This is a genomic window from Corynebacterium nuruki S6-4 (assembly GCF_007970465.1).
Classification (GTDB): domain Bacteria; phylum Actinomycetota; class Actinomycetes; order Mycobacteriales; family Mycobacteriaceae; genus Corynebacterium; species Corynebacterium nuruki.
In genome coordinates this window covers 1,892,898-1,910,073 of the sequence record NZ_CP042429.1, presented here as the reverse complement: position 1 = coordinate 1,910,073, position 17,176 = coordinate 1,892,898, and the positions used below count along the sequence as shown (strand labels likewise).

At 69.2% G+C, this 17,176-nt stretch carries 14 protein-coding genes and 1 riboswitch; of the genes, 5 read left to right on the top strand and 9 right to left on the bottom strand.

The features are described from left to right. Nucleotides 1-24 precede the first annotated feature (24 nt). Genes guaD through uraH form a run of 3 tightly spaced genes read left to right on the top strand, consistent with a single transcriptional unit; the run spans nt 25 to nt 2,228 of the window. Complete coding sequence (gene guaD / locus FSW06_RS08590) at nt 25-1,317, top strand: guanine deaminase (RefSeq protein WP_010121348.1); 1,293 nt, start codon at nt 25-27, stop codon at nt 1,315-1,317. 8 nt (nt 1,318-1,325) lie between these two features. Next, nucleotides 1,326-1,829 (top strand): 2-oxo-4-hydroxy-4-carboxy-5-ureidoimidazoline decarboxylase, encoded by a 504-nt coding sequence (locus tag FSW06_RS08585; RefSeq protein ID WP_139024526.1) that lies wholly within the window; start codon nt 1,326-1,328, stop codon nt 1,827-1,829. 30 nt (nt 1,830-1,859) lie between these two features. Continuing rightward, a complete protein-coding gene (gene uraH / locus FSW06_RS08580; RefSeq protein ID WP_010121344.1) occupies nt 1,860-2,228 on the top strand; it encodes a hydroxyisourate hydrolase in 369 nt (122 codons plus the stop codon). Nucleotides 2,229-2,324: 96 nt separating this feature from the next. Here the strand turns inward: uraH and FSW06_RS08575 are convergent, their stop codons facing one another. The 7 genes from FSW06_RS08575 to FSW06_RS08545 form a co-directional block, all read right to left on the bottom strand. After that, a complete protein-coding gene (locus tag FSW06_RS08575) occupies nt 2,325-3,524 on the bottom strand; it encodes a DUF559 domain-containing protein (RefSeq protein ID WP_010121342.1) in 1,200 nt (399 codons plus the stop codon). A gap of 262 nt (nt 3,525-3,786) precedes the next feature. After that, complete coding sequence (locus tag FSW06_RS08570) at nt 3,787-4,839, bottom strand: FAD-dependent oxidoreductase (protein WP_010121340.1); 1,053 nt, start codon at nt 4,837-4,839, stop codon at nt 3,787-3,789. Between the two features lie 28 nt (nt 4,840-4,867). After that, the gene (locus FSW06_RS08565; RefSeq protein ID WP_010121338.1) at nt 4,868-6,271 is read right to left on the bottom strand and encodes an amidohydrolase family protein; all 1,404 of its coding nucleotides are present in this window, start codon (nt 6,269-6,271) and stop codon (nt 4,868-4,870) included. A 301-nt stretch (nt 6,272-6,572) separates the two neighbouring features. Next, complete coding sequence (locus FSW06_RS08560; protein ID WP_010121336.1) at nt 6,573-7,820, bottom strand: LLM class flavin-dependent oxidoreductase; 1,248 nt, start codon at nt 7,818-7,820, stop codon at nt 6,573-6,575. Continuing rightward, nucleotides 7,820-8,581, bottom strand: coding sequence for a 3-oxoacyl-ACP reductase (locus FSW06_RS08555; RefSeq protein WP_010121334.1), 762 nt, complete (start codon nt 8,579-8,581; stop codon nt 7,820-7,822). Before FSW06_RS08555 ends, FSW06_RS08560 begins: the two co-directional genes overlap by 1 nt. Before the next feature lie 84 nt (nt 8,582-8,665). Continuing rightward, nucleotides 8,666-8,765, bottom strand: a riboswitch (TPP riboswitch). A 25-nt stretch (nt 8,766-8,790) separates the two neighbouring features. Further along, nucleotides 8,791-10,458, bottom strand: a complete 1,668-nt coding sequence (locus FSW06_RS08550) for a long-chain fatty acid--CoA ligase (protein ID WP_238525984.1) — start codon at nt 10,456-10,458, stop codon at nt 8,791-8,793. A 146-nt stretch (nt 10,459-10,604) separates the two neighbouring features. Continuing rightward, a complete protein-coding gene (locus tag FSW06_RS08545; protein WP_010121331.1) occupies nt 10,605-11,204 on the bottom strand; it encodes a TetR/AcrR family transcriptional regulator in 600 nt (199 codons plus the stop codon). A gap of 88 nt (nt 11,205-11,292) precedes the next feature. On the opposite strand from FSW06_RS08545, the gene FSW06_RS08540 reads away from it, so the two are divergent. Next, nucleotides 11,293-12,567, top strand: a complete 1,275-nt coding sequence (locus FSW06_RS08540) for an MFS transporter (protein WP_010121329.1) — start codon at nt 11,293-11,295, stop codon at nt 12,565-12,567. Nucleotides 12,568-12,806: 239 nt separating this feature from the next. Next, a complete protein-coding gene (locus FSW06_RS08535; protein ID WP_202945435.1) occupies nt 12,807-14,048 on the top strand; it encodes a GDSL-type esterase/lipase family protein in 1,242 nt (413 codons plus the stop codon). 57 nt (nt 14,049-14,105) lie between these two features. Here FSW06_RS08535 and FSW06_RS08530 read toward each other — a convergent pair whose 3' ends face one another. Continuing rightward, nucleotides 14,106-15,500, bottom strand: coding sequence for an aldehyde dehydrogenase family protein (locus FSW06_RS08530; protein WP_010121325.1), 1,395 nt, complete (start codon nt 15,498-15,500; stop codon nt 14,106-14,108). Next, complete coding sequence (locus FSW06_RS08525; RefSeq protein WP_010121323.1) at nt 15,497-17,176, bottom strand: APC family permease; 1,680 nt, start codon at nt 17,174-17,176, stop codon at nt 15,497-15,499. The genes FSW06_RS08530 and FSW06_RS08525 overlap by 4 nt, the downstream gene beginning before the upstream one ends.

The following is a 17,176-nucleotide window of genomic DNA, read 5'->3' as shown; positions in this document are numbered from 1 at the left end:
CCGAGCCCCCATACTGGAGCTGTGATGTACACCCTGCACACCGGCCATGTCGTCACCCCGCTCACCGGGGTGGACGACCTCCTCGACCTGCCCGGCGGGGGTGTCGTCGTCGACCGCTCCGACGGCACCGTGGAGGCGGTGGGGAAGGCGTCCGACCTGCGCAAGGCCTACCCGGACGCCACTGTCGCCGACCACGGCGACCGTCTCATCGTCCCCGGCTTCGTCGACTGCCACGTCCATTACCCGCAGCTCGGCATGATCGCCTCACCCGGTGAGGAACTGCTCGACTGGCTCGACCGCTACACCTTCCCCGCCGAGGCACGGTTCGCCGACGAGGCATGGGCGCAGACCCGCGCCCGCCTGTTCACCGACCAGCTCATCGCCCACGGTGTGACGACCGCCTGCGTGTTCTCCACCGTGCACAAGGGCAGTGCGGACGCCCTGTTCCGCGCCGCCCACGACCGCAACCTCCGGATCATCACCGGCAAGACCTGCATGGACCGCAACGCCCCCGACGAGCTGCTCGACACCCCCGACAGTGCCGTCGCCGACAGTCTCGACCTGCTGGAACGCTGGCACGGGGTGGGGCGCCTCGAATACGCGGTCTCCCCGCGGTTCGCCCCGACCTCCTCGGACGCCCAGCTGCGTGCCCTCGGCGAACTCGCCGCCGCCCACCCCGACGTCGTCATCCAGACGCACCTCGCGGAGAACCTCGGCGAGTGCCGGTGGGTCGCCGAACTCTTCCCGGACGCCGCCGACTACACCGACGTCTACGATGCCGCCGGACTCGTCCGCCGTCGTGCGGTCTTCGGCCACGCCGTCCACCTCTCCGACCGGGAGACCGGACGCCTCGCCGAGGCGCACGCCTCCCTCGCACACTGCCCGACGTCCAACAGTTTCCTCGGCTCCGGACTGTTCCCGCTGCACGACACCGCCTTCGCCGGTGGTGACGACCTGCGCATCGGCCTCGGCTCCGATGTCGGCGCCGGCACCTCGCTGTCACCGCTGACCACCGCGGGGGAGGCCTACAAGGTCTCCCGGCTGCTCGGCTCCCCGTTGTCCGTCGCCGAACTGCTGCGGCTGTCCACCCTCGGCGGTGCGGAGGCACTGGGCGTGGCGGACTCGGTCGGCAGCCTCGAGGTGGGCAAGGACGCCGATCTCGTCGTTCTCGACCCGGCCTCCTCACCCGTGCTCGAGCAACGCGCCGAGCAGTGCACCACCACCGCGGAGCTCCTGTTCGCGCTGATGATCCTCGGCGACGACCGGGCGGTCAGTGCCGTCGCCGTCGCAGGCGACACCGTCGACAGGGCCGCATAATGGGGACCATGGCCTTCACTCTCGCGGACTTCAACGCCGCCCCCGTCGACCGGTTGACCACGGACCTCGCGGACCTGTTCGGCAGCCCCGCACTGGCGGAATCGGTGGCGGCGTCCCGCCCGTACGACAGTGTCGACCAGCTGTGCGCCACGGCGTCCGCCCTGCTCACCGCGCAGGACCGGGAGAGTCGGCGGACCGTGTGCGACGCGGTCAACGCCCACCCCCCGATCGGCGGGACGGTCGCCGCCGGCACCCGGTCGGCCAGCGAGCAGGCGGCGGCGCTCGGCGCGACCGGGGACGCCGAGCTCGACGCCCTGCGGGACCTGCAGCCCCGCTACCGGGAACAGTTCGGCTGGAACTACCTGGTCCGCGCGGCCGGGCGCTCCGCCCGGGAGATCCGTGACGACCTGCTCGCCCGGCTGGACAACGCGCCGGCCGACGAATGGCCCGTCACCGTCGCCAACCTGGACGCCATCAACCAGCTGCGCCTGCGCGGCTGGATCACCGGGTAACCGGAGAGAAGAACAGAGAAGAGTAGAACCATGAGCCTGTCCACCCACTGCCTCGACACCACCACCGGACGCCCCGCGGAAGGCCTCCAGGTCGAACTGGTCGCACTGACGGTGCACAAGACCGGAGCGGAGGTGACCGCCGGGACCGAGGTGCTCGAATCCGCCACCACGGACGCCGACGGGCGCTACCGCTTCGTCACCGACCCGGAGCCCGGGACGTACCGGCTACGCTTCCTCACCGGCGACCACCTGGCGGCGCAGGGGCGGGAGACCCTGTACCCGTGGGTCGACGTGACCTTCACCGTCGACGATCCGGCGGACCACCCGGACGCCCCGCGGCACCTGCACATCCCGCTGCTGCTCAACCCGTTCGGTTACTCCACCTACCGCGGCAGCTGAGCGAAAAGCCCGGCCCGCCCGACCGCGCCCGACCGCGCCCCAAAGTTAGTCCGGGGAGAGGTCACGATCCGGCCTCCGGAGTGACCTCTCCCCGGACTAACTTCCGGACCCGCCGTCGCGCGCACGAGCGATCGACGCAGTGACCTGCTCCATCATCTCCGCCACATCGCGCATCAGCGCCGCATCGACCCGCACCGCCTCCCACCCGAGGGCCCGGAGCTGCTGCACCTGGGAGAAGTCGATACTGCGCCGCTCCTCGGCACGGTGGTACGAACCGTCGTAGAACAGCGCGATCTTCAACTCCTCGCAGGCCAGGTCGGCGATGAGGTGTTTCCACGGCCGCCCGTCCGGGTCGAGGCGGACAGTGACCTGGGATGTCCAGTGGAAACCCGGCGGCAGGGCGTCCCGCACGTAGAGCCGGAGGAGAGTCTCCCGCGGGGACTGGGCGCCGGTGTCCGCCAGCGCCAGCAGCCGGTCCAGCACCTCCCGGTCGACGAGTCGTCGGGCACCCTCACGGACGGCCGCCGCGGTGAGGTAGGTGCATTGGTAGACGGCGTCCAACAGTTGGACGGCACGGACCTCCCGGACAGTGAGACCGGGGACATTTCCGGGCACCGTCCACCCGAACGTGCCGCGCAGCAGTGACTTCAGGCACTGGGCCGCAGCGACGGGGGCCGTGACCACCTTCATTCGGGGGAATTCCGGATCCGGGCACACCGTCGGCGTCCCCGACCGGAACCGACGGAACACCGGCACCGTCGGAGTCAGCCTGGCCAGCCAGGATCTGGCCTCACCGCGTGGGGACCCGGATGTCAGCAGGACGACGGGAGCTCCGTCGCACCAGTAGGGCACACCGTGGTAGGCGAGCGCGGCCCAGTACCCGATCACCGTCAGCATGTTCAGCAGCCAGTGGGCCCGCGCCCGGGTGACGATGTCGGCATGGAAGCCGTCGCAGTCCTCCGGGGTCACGCGGAACTCCTCCGGCATGTCCTCCTGCTCGACGGCGACGACCACCCCTTTGGTGAGCGGCCGGAACAACCGGCTGATCCGGGTCCGCGTGAGCCCCTGTCCGGTGAGCGTGGTGCGTCTGACCGGGGCCGGACGCGGATAGACGCGCCGGGAGTGTTCGAGCCCGCGACCGGCGGGGATACGGCCGTCGCGTTCCGCCTGCGACAGCCACGCGCGCCGTCGGCGCTTCTTCTGCCTGAATGCCCGGCGACGCTGGTCCTGCCGGTCGTCCCCTCCCTCATCCGGTGCTTCGGGTGTGCTGTCGTATCCCGTTCCGTCGTGTTCCACGGCCCCTCCTCCGTAGTCCCCCGTGGTGTGCACTGTCCAGTGAAGCGGAAAACGGCGCGCAACGGTAGAGGGGTGCGGATTCTGTGGACAACTGTCGGCCGGCTGCGGGGTGCGCCTGTGGATAACCCGGACGCCCGGAAGTTAGTCCGGGGAGAGGTCACGATCCGGCCTCCGGAGTGACCTCTCCCCGGACTAACTTGGCGAGGAGCGGACGCGTGGACGCGCGGACGCGCGGAGGGGAGCGGCTCGCCCGTTCCGCGGCTCAGAGCCCGTCGACGAGCTCCACGACGCGCTCGGCGGTACCCCAGCTCAGGGTGACACCCGATCCGCCGTGCCCGTAGGCGGCGATGACCGGGACCCCGACCGACGGCAGGTCGGTCGGGTCGACCTGCTCCACCCGCAGCGTGGTGCGCCCCGGACGCAGCCCCACCCCGTGGCCGAGGATCGGCAGTGTCGCGGTCTCCGGCACCAGCACCGCCGCCCGGGCCAGGATCGCCTCCGCGGTCTCGGCCGACGGCTCCTCGTCCCACGACCCGACGTCCGCGGTGCCGCCGACGACGACGGAATCGACCCGCGGCAGGACATAGGTCTCGCCGTCGGGGTGGTCGTTGTCGGTCGCCCACCGGGTCAGCGGCGCGACGCCCGGGTCGGCGCCGTCCTCGCCATCCGCGCCGTCTTCGTCGTCGGCCTCGTACCCGTTGGCGAGCACGACGACCTGCCCACGGATCGGCGTGACCTCGTCATCGCCGCCGAGCAGTTCACCGCCGCGCAGCCCACCGGCGACGACCACCGCATCGGCGGTGCCCGCCAGAGCGGCGAGCGACTCCACCTTCTCCCACCGGAACCGCACCCCGGCGATGCGGCAGGAGTCCATCAGCCAGGCAAGGTACGTCGGCATCATGATCATCGGCAGTGTGGTCTCCATACCGCCGTCGACCGGGCGGACGGCGTCCTGCCCGAGCACGGCGACGACCGGATCCACCCAGGAACGGTCGGGCGGGGTGGCCCGCTCGAAGACGGTGCCGGTGCGCATCTCGACCGGCGGGATGTCGTCGGTGACCTGGTCGGCGCCGGCACCCTCCGCGTCGGACGCCTGGCCGGCGAGCTCGGCGAACCGGGCCAACGACCGCTCGAGGATCCGGTCGACCGTCGGGGATTTCTCGGCGGCGAACGGGAACCAGAGGGCGGCCGAGAGCGCGGAGACGGTGTCCCCGGGGCCGTGGTCGGCGACGACGGTGACCTCGTGGCCGTCCTCGGCCAGGTCGTGGGCGCAGGAGAGGCCGATGACGCCGGCCCCGATGACGGTGATTCTCATGGGTTACAGGGTAGGCGGTGGCCCGCGGTCACAGCGCCGGGGTGAACCCGGACGCCGCGGCGGAACGGACCATCCCCTCGTCGGCTAGGCGGTTGACCTCCTCGGCGGGGACGCCGTCGGCGGCCGTGACGGCCCCGGCACCCCACACCACCTGCCCGCCGACGATGACCTTCTTCAGGTGACGCTGCCGGCAGGCGAGCACATAGGTCGCCACCGGATCCCACACCGGGCCGGTCGCAGGGTCCCGGGGGTCGACGACGAGCAGGTCGGCGTACTTGCCGACCGTCAGTGAGCCCACCCTGTCCGCCACCCCGACCGAGGACGCCGAACCCAGGGTGTGCAGCCGCAGGACGTCGTCGACGGCGAGGACGGCGGCGTCCGAATGCACGGCACGCTGGGTGAACAGGCCGTGCCGCATGTTCTCGAAGGGGTCGGAGCCGTCGGTGCAGGACTGGTCGTCCACCCCCATCCCCACGGTGACATCCCGGGCGAGCAGTCCGGTGATGTCGGCGATGCCGGAGCCGAGACGCCCGTTGGACATCGCCTGCCACACCACCGACGTGCCGGACTCGACCACCCGGTCCACCATCTTCTCCGTCGGGTGGACGAAGTGGCCGAAGGCGAAATCCCGGCCCAGGACCCCGGCACCGTCGTACCAGTCGAACTTCGCCTGCTGGATGTCGATCTGCTCCGCGGTCTCCACGAAGTGTGCCTGGTTGGTGATGCGCCACTTCTCCATCAGCTCCTTCTCCAGCTCGGCGGTGCGCCGGCCGGACGCCCACTGCACCGCCCCGTAGACCGAGCCGCCGAGATTGAGTGCCGGCGACTTGGCGTCGATCGTGGCCAGGTGGGACATGGCGGCGTCGAATCCGGCGACGGCGTCCTGCTCGGGGAGCTGTTCGTCGTCGACGCGGACGGAGGTGACCGAGCGGATGCCGGCGTCCGCCACCCCGTCGATCTGGCGGGTGACGAAGTCCGGCTCGTGGACCTTCACCGCCTTCAGGGTGGAGGAGGCGTAGTCGAACCGGCACACCACCCGGGACTGGGTGAAGTTGTAGACGCTGGTGATGCCGGCGGCGAGGTGGTCGAGGCCGCCGGCGCGGGAGAGCCAGTACATGATCTCCGGGTCGGCCTCGGCGAGCATGGCGGAGTTCTGTGTGACCCAGGTGTACAGCGGTTCGGAGTGGGCGATGCCGCGCATCCCGCCGGTGTAGATGTGACTGTGCGCGGAGACGAAGCCGGGGGTGAGGAACGCGCCGTGGAGGTCGACGACCTCGGGTTCACTTCCGGACGCCGTGCTCCCGGTCGGGGGTGTCCCCTCACCGAGACCGCTGATGCGGCCGGCGTCGTCGACGGCGAGCCAGCCGGTGAACCAGCGGGGCAGGGCGGGGTCGACGGGGATGATGACGGCGTCGGTGTACAGGGTGCTCATGGGGGACCTCCTGGTCAGACCGGGGAACCGGCCGTCGGGCGACGGTCGGTCGGCGGTGTGCAGGAATGCTCTCTTGTGCCGGAAGTGCCCGTCAACGGGCCCGGCAGCGGTCGTGCACCGCGTGACAGGTCAGAGGCTACGGTGCCGGTGTTTCGGCGGGGTTTCGGTGCTGCGTCCGCCGGCGGAGCCCGGCACGGCCGTGGTGGACGCCCGGGGCATGTCCGCATCGCGCGACGTGAGGTCGGTGGCGAGGTCCCCCGACCATCCTGGCGTCGCGCGATGCCGACATCCCCGGTGCGGGCTAGGCCGTGAGATGCCCCCGCAGCGTGCCGGTGGTGTACTCCCGGCGGAACAGGCCACGGTCCTGCAGCACCGGGATGACCAGGTCGACGAAGGAGTCGAGACTGCCGGGCAGGGTCGGCGGCATGAGGTTGAACCCGTCGGCAGCACCGTCGACGATCCACCGTTCCATCTCGTCCGCGATCTGCTCAGGGGTACCGACGAAGGTGGCGTGACCACCCCCGGCGGCCAGGTAACCCAGCAGGTCACGGACGGTGGGCCGGCCGCCGGGGGAGGAGGCGAGGATCCGCAGGACCGTGCCGTAGCGTCCGGCCGGGCCGGTGAATTCCGCCAGCGGCGGCAGCTCCGGGACCGGTGCATCGAGGTCCCACCCGGAGGTGTCCTGCCCGACGAAGAAGGACAGCTGATCCAGGGAATCCTGCACCGGCAGCAGCTCGTTGAGCTCCCGCTGCTGTGCCCTCGCCTGCTCCTCCGTCTCCCCGACGAAGGTCACCAGTCCCGGCATGATCACCAGGTCATCCGGGTCACGGCCGTACTCGGCGGCGCGTCGGCGCAGATCCAGACGGTAGTCGCGGGCGGATTCCAGGTCCCACGCCACGGCGTAGACCCCCTCGGCGTACCGGGCGGCCAGGTCACGGCCCGGTTCGGACGCCCCGGCCTGGAACAGCACCGGGTGACCCTGTGGTGTAGCGGGGATGTTCAACGGCCCGTCGACGTCGAAGAACCGGCCGTGGTGGTCCACCGGTACCGCCTGCTCCGGCGACGCCCCGGTCGGCCAGGACTCCCACAGTGCGGTCACGGCACCGATGAACTCCGCCGCGCGGGCATAGCGCTCCGCATGGTCGGGGAGACGGTCCATCCCGTGGTTGCGGGCCTCGGCGTCCGTCATGGAGGTCACCACGTTGATGCCGGCGCGGCCGGCGGAGATGTGGTCGAGGCCCGCACTGAGCCGGGCGGCGTGGAACGGGTCCCAGAAGGTCGAGGAGATGGTGCTGACCAGGCCGATCCGGCCGGTCGCCCGCGCCAGGGCGGTCAGCGTGGTGAGCGGTTCGAGGAACCACGACGGTCCGGGGACCGGGCTCAGGGACTGGCCGTCGGCGAGGAAGAAGGCGTCGAGGTGCCCTCGTTCCGCGGTCCGCGCCAGGTCCTCCCACCAGGTCACATCCCCGATCCGGTCGAACGCGGAATCCGGGGCGCGCCAGGCGGCGGAGTGGTGGCCGCAGCCGTAGGCGAAGAGGTTGAGGTGCATCAGTTCTTCACCAGCCCACCGTCGACGACGAGATTCTGCCCGGTGACCGCCCGGGCCCACGGGGAGGCGAAGAACAGGGCCGTGTCCGCGAACTGTTCCGGGGTGGTGACCTCGCGCAGGGGCGTCCCGGCGGCGATGGTGTCGAAGACGGCGTCCGGCGTGGCGGCGGAGGCGTCCGTGGTGCGCAGCAGACCACCGGAGATCATGTTGACGGTGATGTTCTCCGGCCCGAGATCATCGGCGAAGGTCCTGGTCAGAGACAGGAGTGCGGCCTTGGCGGCGGTGTAGTCGTGGTAGGGGACGACCGGGTTCTGGAACAGGTTCGTGCCGATGTTCACCACCCGTCCACCGCCGGCCGCCCGGAAGCCGGGCAGGGCGGCCTGGATGACGTTCACCGCGCCGGCGACCGAGCCCTCGAACTGACGGTGGAAGTCGGACCAGGTGATGTCGGCGGCTTTCGGGCGGGCGTCCCCGTTGAACGAGAAGTCGACCAGGGCGTTGTTGACGACCGTGGTGACCGGGCCGAGACCGGCGTCCGCGACCGCAGTGAACAGGGCGTCCACCTGCTCCCGGTCCCGGACGTCGGCCCGCACGGCGAGGACGCGTCCGGGGTGGTCCGCCATGAGGGACGCCGCGGCGTCCCCGCTGGAGAAGTAGTTGACGATCACGGTCGCGCCTTCACGGAGGAAGGCGTCGGTGAGTGCCCGGCCGAGGCCGCGGGCGCCCCCGGTGACGAGGACGGTCTGATCGGTGAGGTTCATGCTCATGCCTTTCGGTCACAAGCGGTAAGGACCCTCGGGCCGGCATGTGCTGACGTGCACCGGTGTGCACGGGTACGCCCGGACATGCCCGGACCCTGACAGTCCCTCCGCCAGTACGAACTGGTTCAGGTTCAACGGGTGTGATCTCAGCCGCCCGGATCGGGCGGCACCCCGTGTCAGGATGCGAGCGTAGCAGGATACGGACGTGACTAGCGCTGCAGCGTGAGCTGACCGTCCTTGAGCTGCTTGCGCAGCGTCAGCTTGCTGATCTTGCCGGTGGCGGTCAGCGGGATCGTGTCGACGACGGCGACGGCGTCCGGGATCCACCACTTGGCCACCTTGCCGGTGAAGAAGCCGAGCAGGTCCGCGGTGTCGATGGTCGCGCCCTCCTCCGGCACGACGATGAGCAGCGGACGCTCCTGCCACTTCTCGTCGGGCATGGCGATGACGGCGGCCTGCCGCACGGCCGGGTGGGCGACGGCCGTGTTCTCCAGGTCGATGGAGCTGATCCATTCGCCGCCGGATTTCACGAGGTCCTTGGCCCGGTCCTCGATGCGCATGTAGCCCAGCGGGGAGATGGCGGCGACGTCGCCGGTGTCGAACCAGCCGTCGTCGGTGAACGAGTCCTCGCCGCCGCCACCGAAGTAGCCGGAGGCGATCCACGGTCCGCGGATCTGCAGGGCGCCGACCTCCTCGTCATCGTTGGCGAGCACGGTGCCGTCCTCGTCGACGATGCGCAGTTCCACACCGAACGGCGGGGCACCCTGGCTGGCCCGCGCCGCGGTCTGCACCTCCTCGGACTCCTTCTGCAGGGCGGTGGTCGGGTGGTACATGGTGCCCAGCGGGCTGGTCTCGCTCATGCCCCAGGCGTGGACGAGGTCCACGTTGTAGCGCTGCTCGTAGGCTTCCATCAGGGAGAACGGGACGGCGGAGCCGCCACCGATGAGGGTGCGGACGCTGTCGATGCGCTTGCCGCTCTTCTCGAGGTAGGCGATCAGGCCCTGCCAGACCGTCGGCACGGCGGCGGAGGTGGTGACCCCCTCCTCCTCGATGAGTTTCTGCAGCTCCTCGGGGTCGCCCATCTTCGGCCCGGGGAAGACGATCTTCGTGCCGACCATCGCGGTGGCGTAGGGGACGCCCCACGCGTTGACGTGGAACATCGGGACGACGGGCATGGCGACGTCGGTGGCGGCCAGGTTGAACACGTCGGGCAGTGCCACCCCGTAGCTGTGCAGCACGGTGGAGCGGTGGCTGTACAGCACGCCCTTCGGGTTGCCGGTGGTGCCGGAGGTGTAGCACAGGGAGGACGCCGTGTGCTCGTCGAACTGCGGCCACTCGTACACGTCGGACTCGTCGGCGATGAAGGCCTCGTAGCTGACGGCGTTCAGGTCGGAGCCGGCGAGGGCGCCCGCCAGGTGCTCGTCGTCGGTGAGGACGACGATGTCGGGGGTGTTGTCGAGCCGCGGCAGGATCGCGGCGACGGTGCCGACGAACATCGGGTCGATGAACAGGATCTTGTCGTCGGAGTGGTTGATGATGAAGACGAGCTGGTCCTCGAACAGGCGGGGGTTGATGGTGTGGCACACCATCCCGGCCCCGGAGACGCCGTAGTACAGCTCGAAGTGGCGGTAGTCGTTCCAGGCCAGGGTGCCGATGCGGTCGCCCATGGACAGGCCGCGGCGTTCGAGGGCGTTGGCGAGCTGCCGGGCCCGGGCGAAGGCCTCCCGGTAGGTGTACCGGTGGCGGGGGTTGTCGACGGTGAAGGAGACGATCTCCTGGTCGCCGTGCAGCCGGTCGGCGTAGCGGGCGATCTCGCTGATGAGCAGCGGACGGTCCATCATCAGGCCGTGCATGGGGCTGGGGGTGCTTCCGGTCATCATGTCCTCATCGTGTGGTAGCGGTCACAAGGTTCATACTCCAACGAATGATAGGTCCCGCAACGTCGCGCCGTCGGCGATTGAGGTCCGAGGGGGTGGCGGTGGGGTGACAGGTCTGCGGGTGGGCCGGGCTCGGTCGGGCAGGCTCAGCTGAGATGCGCCAGGTACTCCTTCCAACCGGGCCGGAGCAGGTCGAATGCGGCGTCGACCAGGGCGGGGGACATGTCGCCGGGTGTCTCGCTGACCTCGGCGGCGAGGATCTGGGTCTGCAGGACGAACCGGCAGAAGGCGAGCACGGTATCGTCCGGCGCTCCGGTGCCGAGTTCGTCGGCGATTGCGGTGGCGAGTGCGTCGCCGTGGCGCAGCCACATCCGCTGTGCGTAGTCGTTGAGGGCGAGGGACGAGTTCAAAAGGGCCAGGAAGTCGGCGTCCATGCGTTCCTCCCGACGGTTGTCCCGGAGGTAGGCGTGCAGTGCGTCGAGGATGGACTGGTCTGCCGCCCGGTCGGTGACGACGGCGACGAGTTCGTCGCGCCGGGTCTCGTCCTCGTCGAGGGCGATCGCCTCCTTGCACGGGAAGTGGGCGAAGACGGTGGTGGGGGAGACGTCGGCGGCGTCCGCGATCTCCCGGACACTGACCGCGTCGAAGCCCCGGTCGAGGAAGAGTTTGAGGGCGGCGTCCCCGATGGCTTTCCGGGTGGCCGCCTTCTTCCGTTCCCGGCGGCCGGGGGAGGTGGATGTTGCCATGGCGTCCAGGGTACTGGGCAGCCAGAGAGAGTGGACCGGGTAAGAAGGTGAATTGACTACAAAGGTGTATCGGGTACAGTTTCCGGGCATGTCAGAAACCTCCGACACCCGGTGGTCGTGGCCACTGCTGGTCACCGTCGCCGCCCTCAACATGGTCGGCATGACCGTGGTCATCCCGATCCTCCCGTTCATCGTCCGGGACCACCTCCCCGACGGAGCGGACCTGGCGGTCTGGGTCGGCCTGCTCGAAGCGGTCAACGCCCTCTGTGCCTTCCTCGCCAGTCCGGTCCTCGGCGGCCTGTCCGACCGGTACGGACGCCGCCCTGTCATCATCCTCGGCGCCTTCGGGGCGGCCGTCGGGTTCCTCATCTTCGGTTTCGGTGGGGGACTGTGGGCGCTGGTGCTCGGCCGCGTCATCCAGGGGGTCACCGCCGGAGACATGCCGGCGGTCTACGCCTACCTCGCCGACATCACCCCGGCGCCGCAGCGCTCCCGGCGCTACGGGATGCTCGGTGCCGTCTGCGGCGCCGGTTTCATGGTCGGTCCCGCGCTCGGCGGACTGCTCGCGGTGCATTCCACGGTGCTGCCCGTGGTGGTCACGGCCGCGGTGGCGGCGACCGTCGGCGCCACCGCCCTGATTCTCCTCCCGGAGAGTCTCCCGGCCGGACGCCGCACCACCGCTCTCCGGCTTGCCCGGGTGAACCCGGTGGCGTCATTCCGTACGGCGTTCGCCCGTCCGGGGCTGCGGGGACCGCTCGTCGGGCTGGTTCTCGTGGCCGTCCCCTTCGGCTTCTTCATCAACAACTACAGCGTCGTGGCCATGGATGCGGTCCACTGGGACGCGGTGCGGGTCGGTCTGTTGACCTCGGGGGTCGGTGTGCTAGACATCGTGGTGCAGGGCGGGCTGCTGGCGCTCCTGCTGCCGCGGCTGGGGGAACGCCGGGTCATCCTTGCCGGCGGAACCGCCCAGGCGGCAGGGTTCGCCGCGGTCGCCGTGGTGGCGGGTCTGGCCCATGAGCCGTGGCTCATCGTGGTTGGCACCCTGTGCATCGGCGGTGGTGAGGGAATGGTCACGGCGACGCTGACCGGGGTGCTGTCGTCACAGGTCGGCGAATCGGAGCAGGGGTGGCTCGCCGGTGTGGTCGAGGGGGTGCAGACCGGTGTCGGTGTCGTGGCACCGTTGATCGTCGGGGTGTTGTACAGCGGTGTGGGACATGCGGCCCCCTACTGGGCGGGCCTCCTGCTGGTGCTGTCGGCGCTGGTGGTGTTCGGCCGGACGCTGCCGGGGCGGAGTCTCCGGACGGTGGAGAATACCGCCAGTTCGTCGGTTTCCCCGTCTCGCCCAGGATCGAGCGAATCGTGATCATGGTCGACAGGAGCACTTTTCCGTGCGGCGCACCGGCGTCGTCAGGGGTGCTGTCACCAGGTGGAACCCGGCTCACTGTTGCGTACATCACACTGACAATGTACATTCCTGCGAAAAGGTATCACTCCCTCACAACTTGTAGGTGATCCATTATGAAAATCCGACCGAGATCGTTCGGGACAGTCCTGTCCGTCATCCTGAGTACGGGGTTGGGGGTGTCGGTGGTCGGCACCGGGATGCCGGCGGCAGTCGCCGGGACCTCCTGCCCGGACAACCACTTCATCACCTCGTGGGCGACAAGCCCGACCGACTCGGTGACACCGGTGGACGCCAACTTCGGTGTGACCCCCACCGTCGTCTCCGACCAGAGCTTCCGGTCGGTGATCACACCGCACATGGGCGGGTCGACCCTGAAGGTCCGACTGTCGAACCGGTACGGTGCCACACCCGTGACCTTCGGACATGTCACGGTGGCGAGGCAGGCGGACGGACCGGATGCCGACGGGACGCCGGTCCCGGTGGAGTTCTCGGGGTCCGGTGACGTGACCCTGGGCCCGGGGGAGGAGATCGTCAGCGATCCCGTGGACCTCAGCTTCGGGTCCTTCGACCCGCTGCTGGTCAGCACCTACGTGTCGGGGGTCGCGGGGCCACCGACCCAGCACTGGAACGCCAATGCGACGTCGTACATGGCGCCGCCCGGGTCGGGGGACAGGACCGGAGATGCCTCGGGCGGGGCATTCAGTGACGCGTCCGGGGCGTGGCTCTACACCACGGGACTCGAGGTCGGGGCCCCGGACGATGCGGGCACACTGGTCGCCTTCGGTGATTCGATCACCGACGGATTCGTGGGGTCGGGTCGCGTCCCGATCCCCGCGGACGCCTCAGTCAATGACTCCGACCACCGCTACCCGGACGCGCTGCAGCGCCGTCTGGACGAGGCCGGTTCCCCGGTTGCGGTCGCCAATGCCGGCATCGGCAGCAACCAGCTGCTCGTCAACGCCGAGCCACTGTTCCTCGGCGCGGCAGGGGTCGACCGGTTCCACCGGGACGCGCTGGACCTCCCCGGCGCCTACGGGGTCATCGTCCTCATCGGGATCAACGACCTCGGGCTAAACCCGACGGTCACCACGCAGGCGATGATCGACGGCTACCGGAACCTCGTCAGCCAGGCGCGGGACAGCGGGAAGAAGATCTGGCTCGGCACCATCACCCCGGCCTCGGACGCCCTGGTGGACGGCACGCTGCTCGCCCCGCAGAGTGACCGGATGCGCACCGAGATCAACGACTGGATCCGCAGCCAGGACATCGCCGACGGCTACGTCGACTTCGATGCGGCGCTGCGGTCGCCGGACGATCCGTCGGTGATGCGGGCGGACTACGCCAGCCCGGACCACCTGCACCCGAACCCTGCCGGCTACCGGGCCATGGCGGACGCCGTCGACCTCGCACAGATCCGGAAGGATCCCGGAGTCTGCTGACGGTCGGCTGTCGCCGGGGCAGACAGGTTCCCCCGCCCGACAGACGGCGGGGGGCCGCTACTTCTTGACCGAGTACAGCCGCTTGTTGACGAACTCGTCCATGCCGAGCGGGCCGAGCTCGCGGCCGTAGCCGGAGCGCTTCACACCACCGAAGGGCATGCCCTCGGTCTCCGGTGCGGACTGGTTCACACCGGTCATGCCGGCCTGCATCCCGGCGGCGAGCTTCTCGGCACGCCCCTCCTCCACGGCGAAGACCGTGGAGCCGAGACCGTACTGGGTGTTGTTCGCCAGGTCGAGGGCCTCCTCGTCGGAGCTGACCTTGAACAGTTCGACGATCGGGCCGAAGAACTCCTCGTAGTAGATGTCGGAGCCGACCGGGATGCCGCTGATCACGGCGGGGGAGACGTAGAAGCCGTCCCGGTCCAGGCGCTCGCCACCGACGTGGAGGGTCGCGCCGGCCTCGACGGCCCGGCCGAGCTGGCCGACGAGCTTGTCGGCGGCGGCCTCGGAGGACAGCGGGCCGTAGGCCTTCTGCTCCATGACGTCGTTGATGTCGGTCGGATCGGCGGGGGTCATGTCGCTGACGAAGGCGACGGCCTCGGCGAGGAAGTCATCGTAGACGTCCTCGTGCAGGATGATCCGCTTGTTGGAGTTGCAGGCCTGACCGGTGTTCTCGAGCCGGACCGCCAGGGCATTGTGGGCGGCGGCGCGGGCGTCGTCGGTGGAGAGGATGACGTACGGGTCGGAGCCGCCGAGCTCGAGGACGGCCTTCTTCAGTGCGGCACCGGCCTGCGCGGCGATCGAGGCGCCGGCGCGCTCGGAGCCGGTGAGTGACACACCCTGGATCCGGGGGTTCTCGATGATGGTGGACGCCTGCTCGTGGGTGGCGAAGATGTTCTGGTACACACCCTCGGGGACGCCCGCGTCGGCCAGCAGTTCCTGGACGGCGACGGCGCAGCCGGGCACTCCCTCGGCGTGCTTGAGCAGGATGGTGTTGCCCAGCATGAGGTTCGGGGCGATGAAACGGGCGATCTGGTAGTAGGGGAAGTTCCAGGGCATGATGCCCAGCAGCGGGCCGATGGGGCGGCGCTGGATGACGGTGCGGGACTCGTCGGTGTCCTCGAGGACCTGCTCGGCGGTGAACTTCTCGGCGTTGTCGGCGAAGTAGCGGATGATGTCACCGCTGAACTCGGCCTCGCCGACGGATTCGACGATCGGCTTGCCCATTTCGCGGGTGGCGAGGGCACCGAGCTCGTCCTTGCGCTCGGCGAAGAGGTCGGCGACCTTGTGCATGACGGTGGCGCGCTCGGCGGTGGTCAGGGCGCCCCAGGTGCTGAAGGCGGCGTCGGCGGCGCCGACGGCGGCCTCGATCTCGGCGTCGGTGGCGTGCGGGTAGTCGGCGTTGGTCGCGCCGGTCGCGGGGTTGATGCTCCGGTAAACGGGGGAGTTCATCTCTTCTCCTTTACGATGGAGTCCCCGGTCGGGGACTGTGTGGTGGTGTCGGGGTTCAGGGTCCAGAGTGTCATGTCTGGATCGTCAGGGTCGACTGCCGGAAGGATGCGCTCGGCGAAGAGAGCGCCTGCCGGCTGGTCTGCCGCGTTGTCTTCTGCGGCGAATTCGCCGTCGGACAGGGAATGGACCTTCGACAGGATGGTGCCCCGGAAGAATTCGGGGTTCTTGATGCGCGTCCAGATCATCAGGATGACGCCGAGGGCGAGCACCCCCATGCCGAGGATGAAGACCATTCCCACTCCCGCGACCGAGGTCCCGGACCCGTAGGCGGGATCGAGGGAGTCGACGGCGGTCTGGCAGAACATCGCCAGCAGGACGACGCCACCGATGAGCGGGCAGACGAACTTGAACAGGACGCTGCGCACATCGGTGAACAACTCATGGCGGAAGTACCAGACACAGGCGATGGCGGTGATCCCGTAGTAGAAACAGATCATCAGGCCGAGTGCGGTGATCGTGTCCCAGAGGGCGTTCTCGCTGAGTAGCCGGGTCACGGTGTAGAACGCGGCGGCGGCGACCGCGGAAGCAACTGTCGCGACGGACGGGGTGCGGAACCGCGGACTGATGCGCGAGAAGACTTCCGGGAGTGCCTTGTAATAGCCCATCGCCAGCATCGTGCGCGACGGTGAGATCATCGTCGACTGCAGTGAAGCGAACGAGGAACTCAGGATCGCCAGGGACATCAGGATGCCCCACTTCCCGAGTACCGGATCCGCCATTGCGGCGAAGATGGATTCCTGGTTGTCCGGGTTTCCGGCGCCGAGTCCCTCGGTGCCGGTGCCGGCCCAGGCGATCACACCGACCGCGACCAGGACATAGATCGCAATGATGACGATGACGACGATGGTCGACGCGCGGCCTGCCGTACGCTTCGGGTCCTTGGTCTCCTCGTTCATGGTGAGGGTGGCGTCCCAGCCCCAGAACATGAAGATGGACAGTGAGACGCCCGCAGCCATGGTGGAGAAGCCGTCCAGGTCGGCCGGATTGAACCAAGAGAGGTCGATGTCGGTGGGATCGAAGCTCGTGCCCTTGTCCGACTGCATGATGGCGACTACGGCGAAGACCGTGAGCACGATCAACTGGAAACCGACCAGCCAGTACTGGATGTTCTTTGTCGCTTCCACGCCCCGGTAGGCGATCCACGCCGCGACCGCGATGAGGACGAGGGTGGTGGGGATGTTGACCCATAGCTTGTCGGTGAGTCCGGCGATGTCCGGGTTGTTGAAGATCTGCGACAGCAGCAGGTAGAAGAAGTCTACTGCCACGGCTGCGAGGTTCGAGAGGACGATGATCGTCGCGGTGATCAGACCCCAGCCGCCCATCCAGCCGATCCAGGGGTTGAAGGCCTTGGTCGCCCAGGTGAACGAGGTTCCGGAATCAGGTACACGGTTGTTGAGCTCACGGTAACCGAAGGCGACGAGCAGCATCGGGATGAAACCGAGGATGAGGATCGCCGGCACATGAGTTCCGACCTCGGAGATCGTGGGGCCGAGTCCGGAGGTCAGCGTGTAGGCGGGGGCGATACAGGAGATTCCGACGACGACCGCGCCGAGGACGCCGATCTTCCCGACGGCGAGGCCCTTGCCGGAGGCTGCAGTGGTGTTGGTGTCCGTCAT